Origin of the sequence: Solimonas aquatica (genome assembly GCF_900111015.1) — a bacterium.
In the GTDB taxonomy this organism is placed as follows: Bacteria; Pseudomonadota; Gammaproteobacteria; order Nevskiales; family Nevskiaceae; genus Solimonas; species Solimonas aquatica.
Genome location: NZ_FOFS01000013.1, coordinates 1 through 23,272, shown reverse-complemented (window position 1 = coordinate 23,272; position 23,272 = coordinate 1). Strand labels below are relative to the sequence as shown.

Annotated in this window: 15 protein-coding genes; 6 read left to right on the top strand and 9 right to left on the bottom strand. The window is 67.8% G+C overall.

Annotation, left to right across the window (positions count from 1 at the left end):
* Nucleotides 1-12 precede the first annotated feature (12 nt).
* On the bottom strand, nucleotides 13-825 hold the full coding sequence (locus BMY12_RS15795) for an IclR family transcriptional regulator (protein WP_093288408.1): 813 nt from the start codon (nucleotides 823-825) through the stop codon (nucleotides 13-15).
* Nucleotides 826-953: 128 nt separating this feature from the next.
* On the opposite strand from BMY12_RS15795, the gene BMY12_RS15790 reads away from it, so the two are divergent.
* The 6 genes from BMY12_RS15790 to BMY12_RS15765 all read left to right on the top strand — a co-directional run bounded on the left by BMY12_RS15790 (nucleotide 954) and on the right by BMY12_RS15765 (nucleotide 7,864).
* Nucleotides 954-2,507, top strand: coding sequence for an acetate--CoA ligase (locus BMY12_RS15790; RefSeq protein WP_093288405.1), 1,554 nt, complete (start codon nucleotides 954-956; stop codon nucleotides 2,505-2,507).
* A gap of 272 nt (nucleotides 2,508-2,779) precedes the next feature.
* Nucleotides 2,780-3,916: an FAS1-like dehydratase domain-containing protein gene (locus BMY12_RS15785; protein ID WP_093288771.1), complete on the top strand. Its 1,137-nt coding sequence runs from the start codon at nucleotides 2,780-2,782 to the stop codon at nucleotides 3,914-3,916.
* Nucleotides 3,917-3,990: 74 nt separating this feature from the next.
* On the top strand, nucleotides 3,991-5,109 hold the full coding sequence (locus BMY12_RS15780; RefSeq protein ID WP_093288402.1) for an NADH:flavin oxidoreductase: 1,119 nt from the start codon (nucleotides 3,991-3,993) through the stop codon (nucleotides 5,107-5,109).
* 302 nt (nucleotides 5,110-5,411) lie between these two features.
* A complete protein-coding gene (locus BMY12_RS15775; protein ID WP_093288399.1) occupies nucleotides 5,412-5,708 on the top strand; it encodes a DUF1330 domain-containing protein in 297 nt (98 codons plus the stop codon).
* The gene (locus tag BMY12_RS15770) at nucleotides 5,705-6,919 is read left to right on the top strand and encodes a CaiB/BaiF CoA transferase family protein (protein ID WP_093288396.1); all 1,215 of its coding nucleotides are present in this window, start codon (nucleotides 5,705-5,707) and stop codon (nucleotides 6,917-6,919) included. The genes BMY12_RS15775 and BMY12_RS15770 overlap by 4 nt, the downstream gene beginning before the upstream one ends.
* A gap of 33 nt (nucleotides 6,920-6,952) precedes the next feature.
* Nucleotides 6,953-7,864, top strand: a complete 912-nt coding sequence (locus BMY12_RS15765; protein WP_093288392.1) for an SDR family NAD(P)-dependent oxidoreductase — start codon at nucleotides 6,953-6,955, stop codon at nucleotides 7,862-7,864.
* Nucleotides 7,865-7,872: 8 nt separating this feature from the next.
* On the opposite strand, the gene BMY12_RS15760 is transcribed toward BMY12_RS15765, so the two are convergent.
* The 8 genes from BMY12_RS15760 to BMY12_RS15725 all read right to left on the bottom strand — a co-directional run.
* Entirely contained in the window at nucleotides 7,873-10,212 is a 2,340-nt protein-coding gene (locus BMY12_RS15760; protein WP_093288388.1) for a CaiB/BaiF CoA-transferase family protein, read from the bottom strand.
* Nucleotides 10,209-11,054, bottom strand: coding sequence for an alpha/beta fold hydrolase (locus BMY12_RS15755; RefSeq protein ID WP_093288385.1), 846 nt, complete (start codon nucleotides 11,052-11,054; stop codon nucleotides 10,209-10,211). The genes BMY12_RS15760 and BMY12_RS15755 overlap by 4 nt, the downstream gene beginning before the upstream one ends.
* Nucleotides 11,055-11,063: 9 nt before the next feature.
* Nucleotides 11,064-11,345: a phosphopantetheine-binding protein gene (locus BMY12_RS15750; RefSeq protein ID WP_093288382.1), complete on the bottom strand. Its 282-nt coding sequence runs from the start codon at nucleotides 11,343-11,345 to the stop codon at nucleotides 11,064-11,066.
* Between the two features lie 52 nt (nucleotides 11,346-11,397).
* On the bottom strand, nucleotides 11,398-12,168 hold the full coding sequence (locus BMY12_RS15745; RefSeq protein WP_093288378.1) for a CatB-related O-acetyltransferase: 771 nt from the start codon (nucleotides 12,166-12,168) through the stop codon (nucleotides 11,398-11,400).
* A gap of 834 nt (nucleotides 12,169-13,002) precedes the next feature.
* Nucleotides 13,003-13,770 (bottom strand): CatB-related O-acetyltransferase, encoded by a 768-nt coding sequence (locus BMY12_RS15740; RefSeq protein ID WP_093288375.1) that lies wholly within the window; start codon nucleotides 13,768-13,770, stop codon nucleotides 13,003-13,005.
* 44 nt (nucleotides 13,771-13,814) lie between these two features.
* Complete coding sequence (locus BMY12_RS15735; RefSeq protein WP_093288372.1) at nucleotides 13,815-15,416, bottom strand: alkaline phosphatase family protein; 1,602 nt, start codon at nucleotides 15,414-15,416, stop codon at nucleotides 13,815-13,817.
* Between the two features lie 22 nt (nucleotides 15,417-15,438).
* Nucleotides 15,439-20,298: a type I polyketide synthase gene (locus tag BMY12_RS15730; RefSeq protein ID WP_093288369.1), complete on the bottom strand. Its 4,860-nt coding sequence runs from the start codon at nucleotides 20,296-20,298 to the stop codon at nucleotides 15,439-15,441.
* Nucleotides 20,299-20,305: 7 nt separating this feature from the next.
* Nucleotides 20,306-23,272: SDR family NAD(P)-dependent oxidoreductase (locus tag BMY12_RS15725; RefSeq protein ID WP_143068979.1), on the bottom strand; the 2,967-nt coding region annotated here is incomplete at its 5' end.

Genomic DNA, 23,272 nt, shown 5'->3' with positions numbered 1-23,272 from the left:
CCCGCGCGCTGCTCAGACTTCGCCGCAGAGCTGCGTGGACAGCGTGCGGGCGGCACCGAGCAGTTCCTGCTGCAGGGCCGGCAGGCCTCTGCGCTTGAGATTGCTGCCGATGCCGATGGCCACCAGCGCGTGGCTCGGGCGCTCGCGGGATTTCCACACCGGCGCGGCCACCACGGTGACGCCGGCGATGTAGTGGCCATCGTCCACGGCAAAACCCTGCGCACGCACGCGCGCCACCTGCTTGAGCCATTCCTCGAAGCCGGGCGGATGATCCCAGCGCAGCTCCTTGAAGCGGCTCTTGAGTTCTTCCTCGGGATGATTGCCGAAGGCGGCGATGCAGCGGCCGGTGGCGCTGATCAGCGCCGGGAAGCGGCTGCCGATCTGCGCGCTGACCTGCAGATTGGCGCCCGATTGCGAGCAGGCCACCACCACGATGTGCTCCAGGCCCACGATCTGCACGCCCATCATGGTCACGTCGAAGGTCTTGCTGATGCGTTCCAGGGCGGCCTGCGCCAGATCGTTGAAGCGGTTGCGACGCAGCCAGTGCCGCGCCAGGGTCAGCACGCCGGCTTCCAGCGAATAGCGCTTGGTGTCGAGGTCGAAGGCCACGAACTCTTCGGCCACCAGCGCACGCAGCACGTACAGACAGGTGCTGGGCACCAGGCCCAGTTCGCGCGCAATGGTCTGCAGACCCAGCGGCGCGTCGCTCTTGCCCAGCAGGCGCAGCACGGCGGCGGCGCGCGAGATCGCCGGCGCCTTGCTGGCCTGCACGGCCTTGGCCAGTTCACGGTCGGGGCGGGTGCTGCGGCTGCGGACTTCGCTCATGGTGCTGTTCCCGGGGGCGGCTGGAGTCTTCAATATATCGAAGTAATTTCATTATCTGCAATTGCTCGGGCATAGTGCCGCGGCAAGGGGAGGCGGCCAGGACCGCGCCCGGACACCAGCTCTGATCGATGCCCAAGCTCACCGACTACATCCGTTACGCCGATGCCCAGCAGCACGCCAGTTCGCAGGCGCTGTGGGACTTGTTCGACGGTGACCGTGAACGGTTCAACATCGCGCATGAATGCATCCTGCGGCATGCCGATGGCAGCCGGCGCGCGGCGGTGCGCATCGCGCATGCCGATGGCCGCGACGAGATCCTGAGCTTCGATGCGCTGGCCGCCGGGGCCTCGCGCTTTGCGCACTGGCTGGAAGCGCAGGGCATCAAGCCCGGCGATCGCATCGCCTTCATGCTGGAGCCCTCGCTGCCGTTTTACGTGAGCCTGTTCGGCGCGATGCTGATGGGCGCCATCAGCGTGCCGCTGTTCACCCTGTTTGGTCTGGATGGTCTGCGCCTGCGCATGGACGACTGCGCGCCGCGCCTGCTGATCAGCAATGCCGAAAAAGCCGCGATGGCGCGGCAGCTGCCCGGCGTGCGCGTGGTGGTGGCCGACGAGGCGCTGCTGCGGCAGCTGGAGTCTTACCCCGCGCGCTATCAGCCGCGCAGCCGCGCCGATGATCTGGCGGTGTTCCAGTACACCTCGGGCACCACGCGCGAACTGCCGGCGGCGGTGAAGCACACGCATCGCGCCCTCGTCACCCTGATGTTCGCGGCGCTGTACGGCACCGGCATCCGCCCCGGCGATGAATACTTCTGCCCGTCCTCGCCGGCCTGGGGGCACGGCCTCTGGCACGGCACGCTGGCGCCGCTGGCCCTGGGCGTGAGCACCGGTACCTTCTCCGGCCGCTTCGACGCGCTGCGGCTGATGCAGGCGCTGCAGGATTTCGAGATCACCAACCTGTCGGCGGCGGCCACGCACTACCGCATGATGAAGAACACCGGTCGGGCCGGCGCGTATCGCTTCTTCATCAACAAGCTGTCCTTTACCGGCGAGCCCATCGATCCGGCGACGCTGGAATTCATCGAGCAGACCTTCCGGGTGCCGGCCTGCAGCATGTACGGCACCACCGAGATCGGCGTGGTGCTGGTGAACTATCCCGGCGCGCCCGACTTCCAGGTCAAGCCCGGTTCGCTGGGCAAGCCGGTGCCGGGCCTGAAGCTGCAGGTGCAGAACCGCGATGGCACGCCGGCGGCGCCGGGCGTGGTGGGCGAGCTGATGCTGTGGAAGAAGGATCACTGGGAGACCACCAAGGATCTCGCCAGGCGTGATGCCGAGGGCTATCTGTATCACTGCGGTCGTGCTGATGACGTGATCATTTCCGCCGGCTGGACCATGAGCGCGGTGGAGATTGAAGCCACCCTGCTCAAGCATCCCGATGTGCGCGAGGCCGCCGTGATCGGCGTGCCCGACGACACGCGCGGCCAGGTGGCCAAGGCCTTCATCGTCAGCGCGCGCGCGGCCGGCGAGGCCTATGCCGACGAGCTGAAGAACTTCACGCGCGAGCGCCTGAGCCAGCACGAGTTTCCCCGGCATATCGCCTTTGTCGCCGAACTGCCCAAGACGCCGGCCGGCAAGGTCAATCGCAAGGTGCTGCGCGAGCGCGAGGCGGCGGCCCGGGCCTGAGCGTGGATGCCGGCGCGCGAGCGCGTGGACGGGAATGACAGATGAAGGTTTGCAGCGGAGAAGGAACAACAGTCCCCTCTCCCTCATCGCATCGCGATGGGGGAGAGGGCAAGGGTGAGGGGGCAGGCGCCTGCGCGGAGTGAGCAAGCTCAATCAGGCGGCGTCCCCCTCAACCCCACCGTCTCCCTGCGACGGCGTCGGAGGGAGCGGGAGCTGGATTCGATGGCGGCCTGGGGCCCAGGCCCGGCGGAATTTGTTCAGGAGAGATGAAGATGGCAGACGGCACCAATCGCTTCCCCAAGATCACCGAAGAAGGTCTCGACGAGCTGCGCAAGCGCATCGGCGTGAAGATCGAAAACACGCTGGAGCCCTGGAACTACGAGGCCACGCGCGATGCGATCCGGCATTACGCGCAGGGCATCGGTGACGACAATCCGCTGTGGTGCGATCCGGAGTACGCCAACAAGACCCGCTACGGCAGCATCGTGGCGCTGCCCAGCTTCCTGTTTTCCACCAGCCGCATCATCTCCGGCTACTGCGGCGGCTTGTCCGGCGTGCATGCGATGTGGGCCGGTGCCGACTGGACCTGGCACAAGCCGGTGCTGCGCAATGATGTGATCAGCACGCAGGCTTATCTGAAGGATCTGGTCGAGCATCAGACCAAGTTCGCCGGCCGCTCCTTCCAGCAGATCTATCACGTGGACTTCTACAACCAGCACGGCGATCAGGTGGCCGGTGCCGACAGCTGGGTGTTCCGCACCGACCGCGACGAGGCGCGCGAGCGCGGCACCAAGTACACCGAGGTCAAGGGCAAGGTGGAGCCCTTCACGCAGGCGCAGCTCGATGAGTTCTACAAGCTCTACGAGGCCGAGGAGATTCGCGGCGGCAAGACCCGCTACTGGGAAGACGTGCAGGAAGGCGAGGCGCTGCCGCGCATGATGAAGGGGCCGATGACGGTCACCGGCTTCATCTGCTACGCGCAGGGCTGGGGCGGTCTGTACATCCGCGCCAACAAGCTCGCCTGGAAGATGCAGCAGAAGCATCCCGGCACCGGCATCAAGAACCGCTTCGGCGTGCCGGACTGTCCGGAGCGCGTGCATTGGGACGAGGCCTTCGCGCTGGAAGTCGGCGCGCCGGGCGCTTACGACTACGGCCCGGAGCGCTGCTCCTGGCTCACGCACCAGATCACCAACTGGGCCGGCGACGATGGTTTCCTGCGCAAGGCCAAGAGCCAGATCCGCCGCCACAATCCCGACGGCGATGTGGTGATCATCGACGGCGTGGTGACGCGCAAGTACGTGGACAAGGGCCAGCATCTGGTGGAGATCAGCCAGAAGGCGCTCACCCATCGCGGCGAGCTGTCCGCCAGCGGCATCGCGGTGGTGGAGCTGCCGAGCCGTGCGCGCTGAGTGCGCGCGCAACAGTTGCAGTGTGAATTGGCGGCCGCGTACGCGCGGTCGCTTCTTTTCCTGAGGAGATTGCGGTGTCGCAGGCCTTGACCGGGGTGCTGTTCCAGCCGCTGCGCATCAAGTCGCTGCAACTGAAGAATCGCATCGTGATGGCGCCGATGACGCGCTCGTTTGCGCAGGACGGGCTGCCCGGCGCCGCGCATGTGGACTACTACCGTCGCCGCGCCGAGGGCGAGGTGGGCCTGATCCTGTCCGAAGGCGCCGTGGTGGAACATCCGGCTTCGCGCAATGATCCGGGCGCGCCGTTCTTCCATGGCGCGGCGCTGGCCGGCTGGCAGCGGGTGATCGAGGCCGTGCACGCGGCCGGCGCGGCGATGGGGCCGCAGCTCTGGCATGTGGGTGCGGTGAGCAGTCTCACCGCCGACTGGCAGCCGCCGGTGCCCATGGAAAGTCCGTCCGGCCTGCTGGCGCCGGGGAAGCCGCGCGGCAAGGCGATGCGCGAGGAAGACGTGGCCGACTGCGTCGCGGCCTTCGTGCGCGCGGCGGTGGATGCCAAGCGCCTGGGCTTCGACACCATCGAGCTGCACGGCGCGCATGGTTATCTGATCGACCAGTTCTTCTGGGGCGGCACCAATCGGCGTGAAGACCGTTATGGCGGTGCCACGCTCCAGCAGCGTTCACGCTTCGCCGCCGAGCTGGTGGCCAGCATCCGCCAGGCCGTGGGGCCGGACTATCCCATCATCCTGCGCGTGAGCCAGTGGAAGCAGCAGGACTATCAGGCGCGTCTGGCGTCGAGCCCGCAGGAGATGAGCGACTGGTTGCTGCCGCTGGTGGAAGCCGGTGTGGACGTGCTGCACTGCTCGCAGCGGCGCTTCTGGACCGCGGAGTTTCCCGAGATCGACGGCGAGCAGGGCCTGAACTTCGCGGGCTGGGCCAAGAAGCTCACCGGCGCGCTGACCATCAGCGTCGGCTCGGTGGGGCTGTCGGGTGATTTCATTCACGTCTTCAAGGGCGAGGAATCCGAGCCTGCGCGCCTGGACGCGCTGACCGCGCGCATGGCACGCGGCGAATTCGATCTGGTGGCGGTGGGCCGCGCGCTGATCGTCGATTCCGACTGGGCGGCGAAGGTGCGCGCGGGCCGCTGGGACGAGATGAAACGCTTCACGCCGGAGGCGCTGGCGAGCTTTGTGTGAGCGGGCGCCTGCGTTCCCGCTGCGCGGGAATGACCGATGAAGGTCTGCAGCAGAGAAGGAACGACAATCCCCGCTCCCTCATCGCGTCGCGATCGGGGAGCGGGTCAGGGTGAGGCGGCGGGCCATCGACAAGCGGTGCAGCTTGATTGAGTGGCGTGCCTCACCCAGCCTTCAGCCTGCGATGGCGTCGCAGGCTGGGAGCGTGGGAATCGTCGGGCTGCGCGCAGGCGCAGCGCGCGTGGTGGCAAGAAGATTCCTTGCCCGAGGTCGCAGGGTGAGGGAACCCATACGAGGAGCGTCCGATGTCTGCCTATCTGCTGTTCATCCGCGAAGGCCAGGTCCAGGATCCCGCCGAGTTTGCGATCTACCAGCGCATGAACCGTGCAGCGCCGCGTGATCCCCGGCTCAAGCCCTGCGTGGTCTACGGCAGCATCGAAGCGCTGGAAGGCGAGGCGCCCGACGGCGTGGTGCTGCTGGAATTTCCCAGCGCCGAAGATGCCCGGGCCTGGTATCGGAGTCCGCAATATCAGGCGGCGCTGCCGCACCGGCGCAAGAGCGCGGATTACCGCGCGCTGCTCATCGAAGGCCTGTCAGCATGAGCCCGCAGCAGACGCAGGCGTGGGCGGGGCCGCTGCAAGGCATTCGCGTGCTGGATTTCACCCGCGTGCTGGCCGGGCCTTCGGCGGCGCTGGCGCTGGCCGATCTGGGCGCGGAGGTGATCAAGGTGGAGCCGCCGGATGGCGGCGATGAAACCCGTTCCTTCCCGCCGTTTCGCGAGGGCGAGAGCCATTACTTCCTCAGCGTCAATCGCGGCAAGAAAAGCATCGTCATCGATCTGAAGACCGCGGCCGGCATCGCGCTGGCCAGGGAACTGGCCACGCACTGCGATGTGCTGATCGAAAACTACCGGCCCGGCGTGATGGCGCGTCTGGGCCTGGGTCATGAAACGCTCGCCGCGCTGAACCCGAGGCTCATCTATTGCTCGATCTCCGGCTTCGGCCAGACCGGGCCGCTGCGCGATCAACCTTCCTTCGACATCGTGCTGCAGGCGCTGTCGGGCGCGCTCAGCGTCAACGGCGAGGCCGGCGGCGCGCCCACCAAGCTCGGCATTCCGCTGGGCGATCTGGTGGGCGGCATCAACGGCCCCATCGCCATACTCGCGGCGCTGCACGAGCGGCATGCCACGGGACGCGGGCGCCTGATCGACATCAGCCTGCTCGACGGCATGATCGGCATGCTCGGCTATCTGGCGCAGCTGGCCTTCTTCACCGGGCAGGACCCGCAGCCGCGCGGCTGCGAGCATCCCAATCTGGTGCCTTACGGGCGCTTCCCCGCGCGCGACGGCGCGATCATCATCGCCTGTCTCACCAACGGCTTCTGGAAGCGCGTCTGCGAGGCGCTGGACAGACCCGAGTGGCTGCGTGATGAGCGCTTCGCCAGCATCGCGCAGCGTCGCGATCATCGCGAGCAGGTCAATGCCTTGATCGGCGCGTGCACGCGCGAGCGCACGGTGGCGCAGCTCTGCGAGCTGTTCACGCGCTTCGAAGTGCCGCACGCGCCGATACTCGGCGTGCAGGCGGCGCTGGCGCAGCCGCAGGTGCGCTCGCGTGAAATGGTGGTGCAGACGCAGCACGCGGCTCTGGGCAGCATTCCCGTCATCAACCGGCCCATCCGGTTTTCCGGTGCCTCACAGCCCATTCCGGCGGCGCCGCCGGTGTTGGGCGAACATACCGACAGCGTGCTGCGCGAACTGCTGGGCTATGACGCGCAGCGCATCGCGCAGCTGCGCCGCGACAAGACCGTGGCCTGAACAGGTCCGCAGGCAGGATCAGGAGAGTTGTGCATGAACGAGCTGAGATTCGATGAGCGCGTGGTGGTGATCACCGGCGCCGGCCGTGGCCTGGGCCGCGCCTATGCCGAGCTGCTGGCGGCGCGCGGCGCCAGGGTGGTGGTCAACGATCTGGGGGGCAGCCTGCAGGGCGAGGGTGCCGACGCCGGTCCCGCGCAGGCGGTGGTGAATGCCATCCGGGGCGCCGGCGGCGAGGCGGTGGCCAATACCGATTCGGTGGCCAGCGAGGCCGGCGGCCGCGCCATCATCCAGGCGGCGCTGGATCATTACGGACGCATCGATGCCCTGATCCACAACGCCGGCAATGTGCGCCGTGCGCCAATCAAGGAGATGAGTCTGGCCGACTTCAAGGCCGTGCTCGATGTGCATCTGCACGGCGCTTTCCATGTGCTGCAGCCGGCCTTCGCGCGCATGTGCGAGGCGGGCTACGGGCGCATCGTGCTCACCTCCTCGGTGAGCGGCCTGTATGGCAATCAGGGTGTGGCCAACTACGCGGCAGCCAAGACCGGCATGATCGGCCTGTGCAATGTCGCGGCGCTGGAAGGCGCCGCGCACGACGTGAAATGCAATCTGATTGCGCCCGGCGCGGTGACGCGCATGGCCGAAGGCCTGGACACCTCGGCCTATCCGCCCATGGGTCCGGAACTGGTGGCGCCGGTGGTGGGCTATCTGGCGCACGAGGCCTGCGCGCTCAGTGGCGAGATTCTCAGCTCGATGGCCGGCCGCGTCTCCAAGCTGTATCTCGCCGAGACGCAGGGTCTGTATCAGCCCGCGTGGCGCATCGAGGATGTCGCGGCGAATCTGCAGCGCATCGGTGATCAGCGCGAGCCCTGGGTGTTTCCGGTGCTGCCCTCGGGCCAGGGCGATCACATCCGCCGCAGCTTCGAGATGGCGCGGCGCGGCTGAGCCTTTCCTCAATACAGATCGTAGGCGGTGCCGAGCCGGGCGGGACTGAGGTCCGGCGGCACGAGCTGCAGGCGCGCGAACAGTTCGGCATTGGCCTGGCCCAGGTCCGGACCGCGTGTACGCAGGCTGGCGCCGCCGCGCGCCAGACGGAACGGAAAGCCCGGATAGCGCTGCGTCGCCAGCTGCTGCCACCAGCCGCGCGCGGCCAGATGCGCGTCCTCGGCGAGATCGCGGGCATTGCAGACCTGGGCGGCGGCGATGCCCAGATCCTGCAGCTGCGCGGCGAGTGCGGCAGCGTCCTGCGTGAGAATCCAGGCGCCGAGCAGGGCATCGAGCGCGTCGTGCTCGCGCTGTCTGCCTTCGAGGCTGGCATAGCGCGCATCCAGTGCCGCGCCGCCGATGCGAGCGGCCAGCGCCTGCCACTGCGCATCACTGCGCACGCTCAGCGCCAGATAGCGGTCTTCGCCGGCGGCCTTGTAGCAGCCCTGCGGTGCGCAGCGCGCATCGCGGTTGCCGAGCGGCTGCACGCTGCCGGGCGCGCGCGCTTCGCGGATGAAGTATTCGCCCATCAGATACGCGGCGGTTTCCGATTCGCCCAGATCCAGCCACTGGCCGCGACCGGTCTGCGTGCGCTGCCAGAGCGCAGTCAACGCCGCGCAGGTGCCGAAGATGCCGTTGGTGACGTCCATCTCGCGCACGCGCATGCGCCGGCCTTGCGGCGCGTAGGCGGTGAGATCCTGGATGCCGCAGATGGCCTCCAGGGTGCCGCCATAGCCGGCGTAGGCGGCGTAGGGGCCGCTGGCCCCGAAGGCCGACATCGACAGCAGGATGATGTCGGGCTTGAGCGCGCGCAGCGCCTCAAAGCCGAAGCCCAGGCGCGCCATCACGCCGGGGCGCGAGTTCTCCACCACGATATCGGCTTCGCGCACCAGGGCCGTGAATACCTGGCGATGTTCTTCATCGCGCAGATCCAGCGCCGCCGAACCCTTGTTGCGATGCAGCTGCCAGAAGCGCGCGTGTTCATTGACCTTGGCGGGAAAGCCGCCGCGCATGCCGTCGAGACGCTTGTGGTATTCGACCTTGAGCACCTCGGCGCCGTAGTCCGCCATCACGCGGCAGCAATGCGGGCCGGCCCAGTCATGCGTGAGATCCAGCACGCGGATGCCGGCCAGCGGCGGCGCCTCGGCTGCGCGCTTGCCGGCGCCGGTCTGCTGGCGGCGGGAGGTTTTTTCCCCGGCGCCGAAGCGCGCGGCCAGAGCGGTGCCTGCCGGTTCAGGCGTCGGCGCCGGACGTGTCTGCCAGCACAGTTCGCTGCCGCGAAACGGCGCATCCGGCATGCGGCAGCGGCCGAGCTGCGGATCGTGGACGTCGGTGAAGTAGCCGCGCGCCGCGTACTGCGGATCATCCAGCGCCTCGCCGATGCTGGCGAGATAGGACCAGGCCAGACCCGCGGCCTGACCGCGCGCGAACAGCTCACGCTTGCCGCTCTTGTCCAGAAACGGCTTCATCAGCGCCTCGACCGCAGCGCGATGGGCCATGCGCTGGCCCATGTTCTCGTATTGGGGGCCGGTGAGTTCCGGTTCCTCGAACATCGCGGCGGCGCGCAGCCAGTTGCGGATCGGGCCGCCGATGATGGTGGCCTCGCCATCGGCGCAGGGATAGGTGCGCCAGGGCACCATGGCGTGATTGTCGGCGGCGCGGCGCGCCAGCTTGCCGGTGGCGGCGTATTCCATCAGCGCCACTTCGCCGTTCTCCATCGCCGATTCCTGCAGCGACAGATCGATGTGCTCGCCGCCGCCATCGCGCTCGCGGCGCAGCAGCGCCATCAGGCAGGCGATGTAGGCATTGAGGCCGCCGGTGGTTTCCACCAGATGAAAGCCGGCATTGAGCGGTTCACGCGCGCCATCGCCGGTGCAGTGCATGAGCCCCGAGGCGGCGTAGAGCGTGAGGGCACTGGCCTGCCAGTCGCGGCGCGGACCCTCCTGCCCGAAGGGCGCGATCTGGCAGATGATCAGCTGCGGATACGCGGCGCGCAGCGACTCGATGCGGCCGCAGAGTTTGCCCAGCTCGCCGGGCGCCCATTGGTCGATGAGGATGTCGGCCTGCGCCAGCAGGCTCTGCAGCTGCGCAGCGGCCTGTTGCGCATCGAGCAGGCCCCAGTGCTTGCCGGTATGCAGCCAGGCCTGTTCTTCGGCGCTGAGTGTCTCGCTGCGGCCTTCGCGCGTGAGGCGCAGCACCTGCGCGCCGAAACCCGCCAGCAGCTTGCCGCAGAAAGCGCTGGCCACACCGCCGGACAGTTCCAGAACCTTGAGTCCGTCCAGTCCCTTGGCGGTGTGCGATGCGCTCATGGCAGTTCCCCCAGAAATTGTCTTAGATGTTCCAGGCAGATCTCGCTGTGGCTCATCGGAAAGAAATGTCCGGAGCGCGGTATCTGCAGGAAGCGCGCCTGCGGCCAGGCGGCCTGCAGGGCTTGCGCGCTCTTCAGGGCGCGTGTGTGGGAGGCGTACATCAGCAGTGCCGGCACGCGCAGGCGCTGAATCTCATCGAGCGTGGCGCCGGCTTCGAGAAATTCCGCGCGCGCGGCGGTGTGGTCGAGCAGATGCAGCCAGGCCTGCGCGGCACGCTTGGCGCCGCGCCCTTCGCCAAAGGGCGTGACCTCGTCGCGCACCTCCAGCTCGATATTGCCGGTCACGCAGCGCGCCGCCGCTTCGATGAAACGGAAGCCCACCTCGCGTTCGTGCTCCCAGCTGTTCTCGCCTTCGCCCGGCTGGCTTGCCGCCACCGCCTGCTCGAAGGGCGTCAGCGGCTGCGCATCGTGCAGGCGCAGCTCGGGCTGCAGGCGCTGGATGCGGGTGTCCATCAGGCACAGTGCGCGGCAGCGCTCCGGCGCACGCAGCGCCGCTTCCAGCACGATGCCGCCGCCGTAGCTGTGACCGATCAGCACCGCGCGCTCGATGTTCTGCGCGTCCATCAGGCGCAGCAGATCATCGGCCTGCGCGCTGGCGCTGTAACCGTCCTGCGTGCGCTCGCTGTAACCGTGGCCGCGCAGATCGTAGAGCGTGACGCGGTGCTGCGCCGCCAGGGGCGCGGCGAGGCGCGGATACCAGAACGCGCGGCTCGCACCCAGGCCATGCACCAGCACCAGGTCCGGCCCCTGCCCGAACTGCTGGACGGCGAGCTTGGCGCTCATGCCGGGGTTTTACGCGGTGTGCTGGGCGAGGAAGTCGGCGATCTGGCCGATGCTCAGGTCATCCACGTAGCGGCCCTTGCTCATCAGCAGCTGATCGAAAGGCACTTTCTTGTGGGTGATGTCCTGCTCGATGGCCACCAGCAGCTGGATGATGTCGATGGATTCGAAACCCAGATCGGCGAGCAGCTTGGTGTCGCGCGTCATCGGCGCTTCGCTGTCGCGATCCCAGTCCTGCGTGAAGTCTTCCAGCAGGCTGACCAGTTTGGGCACGAGGCGGTCGCTTTCGCTCATGATGATGTCGTCCGTCTATGACAGTGGAAAAGAAAGAAAAGGGGGATGCTTTTTAGAACAACGGTGCCGGCAGCTCGCGCACATCGAAGCGCGGGCCCGGCTTGCGGCGCACTTCGTAGCTCTTCGGCTGCAGCGGCTGCAGCGCGCCGGCGGCGAGCTGTGCCTCGAACAGGTCCAGGGCCTCGGGCATGCGCGACAGATCGATGCGGTTCTTCAGCGGCGCCAGATCGTAGTTCCACCAGGCCAGGCGCAGCAGGCGCTCGACCGTGCGCTCGTCGAAGCGCAGGCGCTGCACCTTGCCGGGCGCGCCGACCACGATGGCGTAGTCCGGCACGTCGCGCGTGACCACCGCATGCGCGGCAATCACCGCGCCGTTGCCGATCTTCACGCCGCGCTTGATCAGGCAGCCGGCGCCGAGCCAGACGTCGTGGCCGACTTCGGTCTGGCGCTTGTTGATGGAATCTTCCGGCGTGCTGTCGCGGGCGATGGCGGCATATTCCGGGAAGCGGAAGAAGGGCGGGAATTCGTCCGGGCCGGAGAAGGCGAAGGTATGGGTGGTGAGGCCGTCGGTGGGGTGCTCATAAGGGCCGAGCACCACGGATTCGGCGATGGAGCAGTAGCGGCCGACGCGGCAGTCGTAGAGGCTGCTGGTGTACTGGCCGTTGATGTACGAGAACGCGCCGAGCGTGACGTTCTTGATGCGTCGCGCATCGAACAGGTACGCCGGACGCTCGAAGCGCAGCGTGCCCATCAGGCCACGCGCTTCACCGCCCCAGAGGCCGTAGTCGTAGAGGGATTCGGCGTCGAGGTCGAGCTGGCTCATGAGGCGAGGCCTGGCAATGTCGGGACGATCCGGCGCGTCTGCAACGCCGCCAAAACCGTAGGGCGGCTTAGGCGCGCGAGCGCCATAGGCCGCTGGGCTTTGCTGTTTGTTGCTGTGTATGGTGCTCGATTACGCCTCGGTTTCGTGCGCCTGTCGGCGCCCGAGCTACTTTTCTTTGCTTGTGCAAAGAAAAGTAGCCAAAAGAAAGCACACCCTACGCCTCGCATCCGTCGCCGCTGACGCGGCGCCGGCAGCCTGCGCTGCTCACGTGCTCGGGGCCGTTGCAGACGCGCCATCCATGGCGCGGCTGCAACTGAATCGAACTTCCTGTTCGATTCTCCCACTGCGCTCGCTGCGCTGCTCGGTGCGAGGCAAAGGGGGGGCAAGTCAAAAGCAGCAGCGCAGCGACGCTTATCGCTCGAAGCTGCTGTTGCTGTGGCTTTTGACTTTGGGGTCCCCGTCTCTGGCGCTGAGCTGTGCGGCGAGCGCAGGGGAGAGCCGGACATGGAAGTCCGGCTCAGTTGCAGCCACGCCAGGATGGCGTGTCTGCAACGGCCCCGAGCACGTTGCACAGCGAAGGCACCCGCGCAGCGGGCGCCGGAGCCGGGGTGTGCTTTCTCTTGCTTACTTCTCTTTGCACAAGCAAAGAGAAGTAAGTCCGCCGCCGAAGGGCGGTGGAAGAAGGCAATAGATTGAGCATCACGCGAAGCAAAAACAGCAAACTCACAACGGCGGCTTCCAGCGCGCGCGCGCCTGACCCGCCCGACGGTTGGGCCGGGGAGCGCGCTTGCCGCGCAACGAGAGAGCTTTGGCGGGCACGCGTGCATCAGGCTTTCAGGCGAACAGGGGCTCGGGCAGCTGCTGCACGGCATAGCCATGGCCTTCGCGCCGCACCTCATAGGTGTCGGGACGCAAGAGCTGCAGGCGGCCGGCGGCCAGCTCGTCTTCCAGGAAGCCCAGCGTGGGTTCCACCTTGGACCAGTCCACACGATGCTTGTACGGTGCCAGATCAAAACGCCACCAGGCCAGCTTCTGCATGCGCGCCACGATGTTCTCGGCAAACCGCAGACGCAGCACGCGCGCCGGATTGCCCACCACGATCGCGTAGTCCGGCACATCACGCGTCACCACCGCCCGCGCGCCGATGGCGGCGCCGTTGCCGATGGTGATGCCGCGTCGCACGAAGGCACCCGCGCCGATGTAGGCCTCATGGCCGATGATGGTTTCGTTGCGCACCGTGTTCACGTAGGAAGGCGCATCCGACTCCTCCGGTGCCAGCCGCGCGAAATCCGGTAGCTGGTACATGCGCGGCATGTAGCGCGGCCGCGTGAAGGCAAAGGGATGGTTCGAAAACCAGTCCTGCGGATGCTCGGGCGGGCCCAGAATCGTGGACTCGCCGATCTGCACATAGCGGCCGATGCGGCAGCGATACACGCTGACCTTGCCCGCTGCGTTGGCAAAGCTGAAAGCACCGATCGTGCAGTCCTTGAACAGATGCGAGTAGACGTAGGCTGGACGTTCGAAGCGGATGGCACTGCCGATGTTGCCGGAGGGATCGAGCATCAGGCCGTACTCGCGCAGGGCCTGAGTGCTGGTGGTCATGGGCTGGTCATCGGTCGGGGGAGGTGTACCAGTCATGCTCCGGGCTATTCCATGTAGCCCAGCATCTGCAATTGTTCGAGCAGCTGCTTCTGTTCGTTCGCGTCCATTTCCTGCTCCATCTCCATGCGTTTGGCGTGTTGGGTGCGTGCGCCCTTCTTCACCGGGTGCTCGGCCAGCCAGGCTTCGCTGAAGAAGCTCGGCGGCACTTCGCCCTCGAAATCGGAAGGGACGGCAACGCCCGCACTGTAGAGCAGCGTCGGCGCCACGTCGACGATCTTGCGCGTCTCCACCAGGCCCGCCGCCGGGATGCCGGGGCCGACGGCGATGAAGATGCCATCCGGGTGATGCGTGCCGATGGGGCTGGGACGATGCACGATGGAGGGCTTGAGATTGCGGATGGAGACGAAGCCGTGGTCGCGCAGCACCATGGTCAGATCCGGCGCCAGCTTCATGTGCTGACCGGGGAACCATTCCTCGCGCTTGAGCAGATCGACGATCACCGGCTCACCGCTGACCGGGTCCTTGAGCTCGTAGAGATCCTTCATCAGCTTTTCGCGGAAGGCCTCGTATTCGGAAGGCTCGATGCCCGGGTCGCCCGGCTTCTGCTTGACGCGGATGCTGATGCCGTTGGAAGAGGGCGTCAGGCAGCAGGCGGTGGTCTGCGACCAGTCGAGATTGGCGAAGTCGGAAGCCTCGCGACGCAGCGCCATCTCGCTGCCGTCGTTCACGCCCCACTTCAGGTAACCCTTCTCTTCGAGATAGGTGTTGATGCGCAGCACGAAGTTGGAAGCGGTGAAGCCGTGGTCGCTGGCGAAGAACACCTGCGTGTCCGGGCCGGCCATTTCCACCAGGCGCTTGATGTAACCGTCGAGATTGCGGAAGTACTCCAGGCAGACCTCGCGCATTTCCTTGTCGTGACCCTGCGGGTTCTTCGGCAGCAGGCTCTGGTCCAGCCAGGGCCAGGCCTGATGCTGGATCTTGTCGGTGCCGTCGAACATCACCGCCATCAGGTCCGGCTTGTCGGTGCCCAGGATGTATTCGGCGACGCGGAACCATTGCTCCTCGCGCGGCAGGTGGTAGCGCACCCACTTGGCGGTCTCATCCGCCGAGAGCGATTCCATGGCCTGCTTTTCCTTGTCGAAGTCCCAGGCCAGTTCCTTGGGATCGAAGCCCGGCACGTCCTGCTTGATGCGCTCGAACAGTTCACGCGGATGCGTGTTGCGGCGCAGATGCTTGGCGGGAATGAAGCCCGGCACCACGGCGCCCTTGATGTTCTCCGGCGCCGGCGCGGTGAGCGGGAAGTTCAGTGCGGCGATGGTCTTCTTCTTGCGCGAGGCCACCGACCAGATGGTTTCGGCGTCCACGTTGCGCGCGTCGTAGAGCGTCCAGAAGACTTCGTTGCCCTTGTCTTCGGCGCGGATGAATTCGAACACGCCGTGCTCGCCGGGATTCTTGCCGGTCATGATGCTGGTCCAGGCCGGCGGCGTGAGCGGATTGGGCGTGGAGCGCAGACGCGCGCGCACGCCGCGTTCGATCAGGCTCTTCATGAACGGCATGGTGATGCCTTCGCCCGGCAGATCGCTGATCAGCTGATCCAGTACGGTGAAGGTGCAGCCGTCGAGGCCGATGAATAGGGTCGTGGTCATGGGATCGAGTGTGGACGGAAAGTCAGTGGGAGGCACCCAGCGGCTGCGACTGCGCCGCCGCGGTGACGCAAAGCGCAAGAATCGCACCGTGTTCGAAGTGCAGGGCAACGTCGTAATCCTGCTGCGCGTGACGCACGCGCGCCACCGGCGGCGCGCCATTGCGGGTATCGAGTGCGGCGGCCACCACCTGCCAGTCCAGCGGGCGGCCCTGCAGTCCGCTGCCGGCAGCCTTGGCCGCCGCTTCCTTGGCGCACCAGAGCGCCACCAGATTGCGTTCGCGCGTCGCGGCATCGGACTGCTGCGCCAGCGCCAGGGCCTGCTCGGCGGCCGAGAAACCGCCGGCCAGCAGGTCTTCGCTGCGCACGCCGCCCAGGCGCTGGTAGTCCAGGCCCAGGCTGACGCTGGCATCGGCCGCCACCGCGCCGGCCCAGCGCTGGCTGTGCGCCAGCGACACCGCCGGCGCGGCGAGCGGCGCGGCGAGTGCGCAGCGCACATAGGGGCGGCCCTGCGCATCGCTGAGGATTTCGACATCGGCCGGCGCCAGATCGGCGTGGCCGCGCTGCGCATACCAGTCGCGCACCGCGTCCTTGGCGGCGAGCCGGCCCATCAGCCATTCCTCGCGACGCGGACCTTGTGCGGGCAGGGCGTAGAACAGCTCGCGTTCGGCGCGGCTCAGGACCATGTGCGCGAACATGCGCTTCCAGATCGTGCCGCCTTCATCGAGCGTGCCTTCCGGCAGCGGTTCGAGACGGCGCAGACACAGTTCCGTCGGCAGACGTTCGGCCAGGGCCGGCGTGCTCAGGCGCGCGCGGACCGGATCGAGCCGGAAGGCAAAGAAACGTTCCGGCGCGCTGAACACGCGATCATCCCAGCCCTCGGCGCGCATGATCAGGCGCTGCTGCGCATCCACCACATCCCAGCGCGCGGACAGCTGCGTGTCGCCCTGCATCTGGATCGCGCCATGGCAGACGAAGCGCAGGCCGGCGGCCGGCGGTGGCGCGTACAGGCTCAGGCGCTGCACGCGGAAGGGGAAGCAGTTGGGCAGGCCCACGCTGCGTTCGCGCAGCCAGAAGCCCGCCACTTGCCCTGCGGCATCCAGCAGCGCGGCGTCGAACTGGAAGCGCGGCGTCGCCGTGCTGGCGAAGTAATCGCGCGTGGCGATGGACACCATGTCGGCAATCATGCCGGCGGCGTTGAAGCCGGCCAGACGCGTGCAGCCCTGCAGGCGCGGGCCATGGAACATGCCCTGGCTGTACAGCTGACCGGGCTGATGCAGCACCGGCGGCTGCAGGCCGGTGCTCGGCAGCGGCTGCGCCGGCGGTGCGGGCGGATAGCCCGCCGCCAGCAGCACCGTGCCTTCGAACACCAGCACGCCGCCGGGCGTATTGCTCTCGCCCAGCAGGAACACGCGGCAATGCGCCTGGTCCTCGCCGCGCTGCTCGGCGATCACGCGCAGATGCACGGTGCCCTTGTCCAGCGACAGCCAGCGGCTGCCGCGCGAGTTCTCGATGGCGATCACCACGCGGTCGGTGCGATTGATCAGGCGCGCGGCGGCCTGGGCAATCAGCTCCATGCTGAAGGTGAAGGGAATCACCGGCAGGCCGCAGAGTGACGGATCGCTGCCGCTGGGCGCATTGCCCAGGGTGTGATCGCGCAGGAACCGATCGTGCCCGATATCGAAGATGCGTTCGCTGGTCTGCTTGCCCGGCGCCTGCTCGGTGATCACACCGAGCATCGGATAAGCCGGATCAAAACCCTGCGGCACGCTGGTCGCGACGCCGGCAGGCGCCGCGACCGCAGCAGTCTGCGGCGCGCTGCTGCCGAGCAGACCCAGCACGCGCGCCTGGCTGTCGAGGAAATCCTGCATCAGCGAGAAATGTGCCTGCAGCGCGCTCAGGCGCGGGTCCTGCGTGCTGCCGGCGGCGGCCGGCAGGCCGGGCACTGCCGGAAGCGGCGGCGCGGCGCTCGCAGCCGGGCCAGGCGCGGGCGTGGGCGCCATCACGGTGACGGTCTGCGTGGGCAACGGCTTCTTGAACTGCTCGGGCAGCTTCCAGGTGGGATTGACCAGCTTGAGCTGCGGCACCGGCTTGACCGGTGCCTTGGGCGTGGCCAGGTCCAGCGCCGCGATCTCGCGATTGACGAACAGCTGCGAGGGATCGAAGCCGATGCCGATGGCGTGCAGCTGCGCCAGGGTCTGGTGCAGATGCGGCAGATCGGCCTTGCGGCGGCTGTTGCAGGACACCGCCAGCACATCGTCGTGACTGCGCAGGATGTCGCCGACGAAGGAGGTGAGATTGCCGCTGGGGCCCACCTCCAGGAACACGCGATAACCATCGGCGTACAGGCGCTCCACGGTCTGCGTGAAGCGCACCGGGTTCTCCCACTGCCGTGCGGCCAGCTCGCGGATGCCGTCGGCATCCTCCGGGAAGGGCGCGCCGGTCGAGGCGCTGTACAGCGCCGTGCGGCCGGGGCCGAGGTCCAGCTTCTTGAAGTAGTCGCGGAAGGCGTCGGCCAGGGGCTTGAACAGCGCGGTGTGATAAGCGCGGCCGAACGGCAGGATCTGGCAGATCGCGCCTTCGGCGCTGAGCCGTTCGCGCAGGCGCTCGGCGGCTGCCGGCGGTCCGAACAGCACCACCTGATTGGGGCAGTTGTCCATCGCCAGCAGCATCTCGCCCAGATCATCGAGCAGGCTCTTGCGCGTGGCGGCATTGAGGCCGCCGATGGTCAGCAGCGTGCCTTCGGCGATCTTGCCGGCGGCGTCGAGCTCGCGATAGATGCGATGGAAATCGCGCACCGCATCGGCGGTCTGGTTGCGGTGCTGCACGCGGTTGACGCCGGCAGCGGTGAGCACGGTGTTCTCGCCGGTGCTGTGGCCGAGCATGGCATCGGGTGCAAGATCCAGATGCTGCAGCAGGCTGTGCAGGCCCAGGCTCGCGGCGAACACGCTCTCCGAAGCCACGTCCATTTCGTAGAGGCGCTCTTCCAGGACCTGGCGCTGTGCTTCGGTGAGGCAGGTTGGCGCCGGGAACAGCAGCGGCGCACGCGACTCGCTGCCGCGCCGCGCCGCGTTCTCTTCCATGAAGTCGAACCACTCGCGCACCTGCGGGAACTGCACGCAGAGATCGGCGAGCATGTTCGGGTATTGCGAGCCTTCGCCGGGGAACAGGAAGCAGAGCTTGCCCGGTGCCGCGCCGCGCCCGTAATGCAGGCCGCCACGGGTCTTGAAGGGCTTGGCATCGGCGGCGCCGAGCTTGTCCTGCGCCTGCGCCAGCTTCTTGTCGAGATCGGCGCTGTTGCTGGCCACCACCGCGAGACGATGCTCGCCGCGCGCATGCACGCTGCAGGCCTTGGCAACTTCCGCCAGCGTGGCGCCAGCGGCCAGCTGCGCGCGCGCCGCCGTGATGCGTTCCAGCAGCTGCAGGCGCGAATCGGCACCGAGCGTCAGCAGCTCGGAATCACTGGGCGCGTGCAGCACCTGCACCTGGGTGGCGCGGCTTTCGACATGCTCCTCGAGAATCACATGCGTGTTGATGCCGCCGAAGCCGAAGGCATTGGCGCCGGCGCGGCGCGGATGCGCCTTGCCATGCGTCCAGGGCCGCGTCTCGGTGTTGATGTAGAACGGCGTCTGCTCCAGACCCAGCGCCGGATCGGGTTCCTCGCAGAGCATCGGCGGCAGCACCTTCTGGTGCAGGGCCAGCGCGGTCTTGATCAGCGAGGCGCCGCCGGAGGCGGGCATGCAGTGGCCGATCATGGACTTCACGGCCGTGATCGCGACCTGCGGTCCCGGACCGCGGCCGCCGTAGACGGCATTGAGCGCCTCGATCTCGGTCTTGTCGCCCACCGAGGTGCCGGTGCCGTGCGCTTCGATCAGATCGACGGTGTCGGGATCGATGCCGCTGCTCTCGTAGGCGCGGCGGATGGAGAGGATCTCGCCTTCCAGGCGCGGCGTGAGCAGGCCCTTGGCGCGCCCGTCGGAGGCCACGCCCAGACCCTGGATCACCGCGTAGATGCGGTCGCCGTCGCGTTCGGCATCGGCACGGCGCTTGAGCACCAGCACGCCCACGCCCTCGCCCAGCAGGGTGCCGTCGGCGCCTTTCTGGAAGGGACGGATGCGGTCGCGCGACAGCGCGTTGATGCGGCAGAACTGCATGAAGATCTGCGGCGGCGTGTGCACCTGCGAGCCGCCGATCAGCATCAGATCGCAGCGCTCGCTGCGCAGCTCGCGCACCGCCGCTTCCAGCGCAATCATGGTGGTGGCGCAGGCGGCATCGACGATGAAGCTTGGCCCCATCAGGTTCAGGCGGTTGGCCACCAGGCCGGCAATCACGTTCGGCGTGAGCACGCCGATGTGCTCGCCCTGGAACGGCGGCAGCTGGGCTTTCAGCGCGGTCTTCAGGGCGCGGATGTCGGCGTCGGTGAAGTCCGGACGCACGCCGCGGATCAGCTCCATGGCCTGATCCAGAAACGCGGTGCGCGACATGGTGCCGAGCATGCCGCGATTGCCGTAAGTGCCGCGACCGATGATCACGCCCGCGCGCTGGCGGTCGAAATCCTTGTGGAGATAGCCGGCATCTTCCAGGGCATCGTGCGCGCACTTGAGCACCAGCAGATGATCCGGATCGGCGCCGGCCGCCACGCTCGGCATCACGCCATAGAGCTGCGGATTGACGCGCGCATGTTCACCCAGAAAACCGCCACGCGTGGTGTAGATGCGGTCGTCGTCGGTGGCGTTTTCCTCGAAGGTGGGGCCCGCCCATTCCGGGGTGCCGTCGGTGACGGCGTCCACCTTGTCGAGAATGTTCTGCCAGTACTGACGCGCGTTGCCGGCACCCGGATAGATGCCGGCGACACCGATGATGGCGATATCGAGTTTTTTGCTCATGCCGGGCTCAGGCGCTTTCCTGCGGCTTGCCGCTGTCCGTGTTCACGGCCTGGCCGCCCAGACGGTTGAGTGCCGCGCTCATGGTGCTTTCGCAGCCGCGCATTTCCAGGCGCAGTTGGTTGCGCTCATCGAAGAACAGCGCGTCATAGACCACGGCGGCCTCGTGCGGCGCCGGCTGCATGCGCAGACAGAGCTTGAGCTGCGCGGGCAGCGGCGCGCTGCCGTAGCGGCGCACGGAGGCGAAGGCCGAGGGCAGGGCGGTCATGTTGCGGTTGATGCGCGCCCAGACGATGGCCATCTGCGGCGCCACGTCGAGCAGGCCCGGATCGAACAGCCAGCGGCCTTGTGCATCCGGCAGCCATTCGCCCGGCAGGGTCGGTCGCAGCAGCGCGTCCAGACCCTCGGCGGACACCGCCGGAATCTCGCGTGCCAGCTGGAAGCGCGGACCGTGGAACAGGAAGTGCGCATAGGCATCCTGCGCGGCAAAGGGCTTGCCCTTGTCCAGCGCCGCCACGCTGGTGGCGGGCGCGGCTTGCGGGGGCTGTTGCAGCAGCACGGCGGTGGCGCGGTAGAAGGGCAGCTTCCTGGCCGGATCGACGATCTCCACCGTCACGGTCTGACCGGAAAAGTCGGAGTGCGAGGAGGCCCGCGCGCGCAGCTGCACGCTGCGCTTGCCCTCGTGCTCGGCATCGAGCATCACGCTGTTGAGCTGACGCATGTCGCGCATCTCGATCACATGCCAGCCCGGCCAGGCGGCGCTGACGAACTGCGCCATCCATTCCAGCGCGGCGGTGGCGGGCAGCACGCCCTTGCCGTCGAGGCGGTGATCGATCAGATAAGGATCGGACTCCAGCGTGAACTGGTGGTCCAGCATCATGTTGCCGCCGGGGCCCATGCGCGGCGCGCCGCGCAGCAGCGGCAGGCTCGCGCCGCCCGCCGGCGCGGCCGGTTCGCTGGCCTCGGCCTCGCCGCTGTACCAGGGACCGGCGCCGGCGACGATTTCCACGTCGTGGCGCGGACCGTAGAGCAGCTCTTCGAGGAAGAAGCGGCGGCCCGAGGGCACCGGAATGGCTTCGATGCCGCGTTCGGCAAAGGCGCGGCGCACGCCCTCGCTGGCCATGCCGGCGTCCCAGGGACCCCAGTTGATGGCAATCACGCGGGTCTGCGTCCAGGCGTGCTGCAGCTGCCAGGCGAGACGGTTGAGCGTCTCGTTGGCGCAGGCGTAGTCGCCCTGGCCCTGGTTGCCGTAACGGCCGGCCACCGAGGTGAAGAAGGCCATCAGCTTCAGGCTCTGCGGACGCAGGCGCTGGGTGAGCACGAAGGCCGGATCGAGCTTGGTGCCCAGCACGCGCTCGAAGGACTCGGCGGTCTTGTCGGCAAACAGCTTGTCCTCGATCACGCCGGCGCCGTGCAGCACCGCGTCGATCTTGCCGTGACGCTCGTAGAGCGAGTCGATCACCTGCGCGAAGGCCGCTTCGTCGCGCACATCACAGGCCAGGTATTCGACCTTGGCGCCGGCGGCGCTGATGCGGGCCAGGTTCTGGCGGATTTCACGGTCAGTCAGCACGCGGCTGACTTCGCGGTCGATCTCCACGGGCTTGGGTTTCTCGCCGGCCGCGAGGCGACGCTTGAGAATCGCCGACTTGAGCTGTGCGGCATCGGCGCAGGCGGCGGTGTCGGCGGACTCGGGTCCCGGCGCGGCGGTGCGGCCCAGCAGCACCAGCTGCATGCCCGGACGCACGAGTTCTTCGACGATCTCGGCGGTGATGCCGCGTGCGCCGCCGGTGACCAGCACCACCCAGTCGCCGGCCGGCGTCACCGCCGCCGGGAAGGGGCTGGCGGACAGCGGCTGCGCAGCGGTGTAGTAGCCGCAGCGCTTGCTGTCCACATAGCCGGCTTCCGGCTCGCTGCAGTCGCTGGCCAGCTCGGCGCTGAGCAGGGCGGCGATTTCCGCTTCGCTCTGACCGTCGAAGTCCACCGCGCGCAGCCGCGACTTCGGATACTCCTGGCGCAGGCAGTTGAACAGACCGTTGGCGCCGCCACCGGTGGCCACGCCCTCGTCGATGGTGTCGCGGCCGAAGCTGCCGCCGAAGCGGGTGGCGGCCACCGCGCGCAGCTGTGCCAGATCACCTTCCACGGCCTTCAGGCCATGGAACAGGCTGAGGATGTCGCGCTGGTAGCAGCCGCGCCACTCGCTCAGGTTCTGCGGCTGCGAGGCTTCCATGCCGAACAGGTGCAAGACCGCGCGCGCCGCGCCGTGCTGCTGACGCGCGGCGACAATCGCCTCGCGCAGTGCCTGCGGCTGGCTGCTGGTGATTGCCACTGGCGTCATGCCTTCGGCGCTCAGCGCCGCGCTCAGGGCCTGCACCAGCGCGGCGGGGCCGCCGAGCAGCAGGGCCAGGCCCGAGAGCTTGACGCGCGCCTTGGGCAGCGGCGCAGCACGCGGCTTCATCACATAACGCGGCGTGACGCTGACCGCAGCCTCGCTGGCCTTCACGCCGGGCTTGACGCTGAGGCTGTCGCCGGCGGCGGGCGTGGCGGCAGCGGCGAGAGGCGCGCCGGCGCTGGGCAGGGCCGCGAGAATGGCGCTGAGGCTCTTGGCCTTGGTGTAACGCTCCATGCCGGTCTGCATCTGCGCGGCGATTTCCGCCGGCAAGACCTTCTGGAAGGCGCCGATGATTTCCACGCGCTTGATCGAGTCGATGCCCAGATCGGCTTCCAGGTCGGCATCGAGGCTGAGCATTTCGGTGGGATAGCCGGTGCGCTCGGCGACGATGCCGATCAGCAGGCTGCGGTAATCCACGCTCGCAGCGACCGGCGCGACGGCCATCACTGCCACTGCCGGCGCCGCGACAGCAGCCGCTGCGCTCTGCTGCGGCAGTGCCGCGAGAATGACGGCGAGGCTCTTGGCCTTGGTGTAACGCTCCATGCCGGCCTGCATCTGCGCGGCGATTTCCGCCGGCAAGACCTTCTG

Coding starts and splice junctions, on each gene's coding strand:
- BMY12_RS15755 (WP_093288385.1), bottom strand. CDS start 11,054: ATGAGCGCCAAGCTCGCCGTCCAGCAGTTCGGGCAGGGGCCGGACCTG.
- BMY12_RS15730 (WP_093288369.1), bottom strand. CDS start 20,298: ATGAGCAAAAAACTCGATATCGCCATCATCGGTGTCGCCGGCATCTAT.
- BMY12_RS15760 (WP_093288388.1), bottom strand. CDS start 10,212: ATGAGCGCATCGCACACCGCCAAGGGACTGGACGGACTCAAGGTTCTG.
- BMY12_RS15785 (WP_093288771.1), top strand. CDS start 2,780: ATGGCAGACGGCACCAATCGCTTCCCCAAGATCACCGAAGAAGGTCTC.
- BMY12_RS15735 (WP_093288372.1), bottom strand. CDS start 15,416: ATGACCACGACCCTATTCATCGGCCTCGACGGCTGCACCTTCACCGTA.
- BMY12_RS15795 (WP_093288408.1), bottom strand. CDS start 825: ATGAGCGAAGTCCGCAGCCGCAGCACCCGCCCCGACCGTGAACTGGCC.
- BMY12_RS15790 (WP_093288405.1), top strand. CDS start 954: ATGCCCAAGCTCACCGACTACATCCGTTACGCCGATGCCCAGCAGCAC.
- BMY12_RS15750 (WP_093288382.1), bottom strand. CDS start 11,345: ATGAGCGAAAGCGACCGCCTCGTGCCCAAACTGGTCAGCCTGCTGGAA.
- BMY12_RS15775 (WP_093288399.1), top strand. CDS start 5,412: ATGTCTGCCTATCTGCTGTTCATCCGCGAAGGCCAGGTCCAGGATCCC.
- BMY12_RS15770 (WP_093288396.1), top strand. CDS start 5,705: ATGAGCCCGCAGCAGACGCAGGCGTGGGCGGGGCCGCTGCAAGGCATT.
- BMY12_RS15765 (WP_093288392.1), top strand. CDS start 6,953: ATGAACGAGCTGAGATTCGATGAGCGCGTGGTGGTGATCACCGGCGCC.
- BMY12_RS15745 (WP_093288378.1), bottom strand. CDS start 12,168: ATGAGCCAGCTCGACCTCGACGCCGAATCCCTCTACGACTACGGCCTC.
- BMY12_RS15740 (WP_093288375.1), bottom strand. CDS start 13,770: ATGACCACCAGCACTCAGGCCCTGCGCGAGTACGGCCTGATGCTCGAT.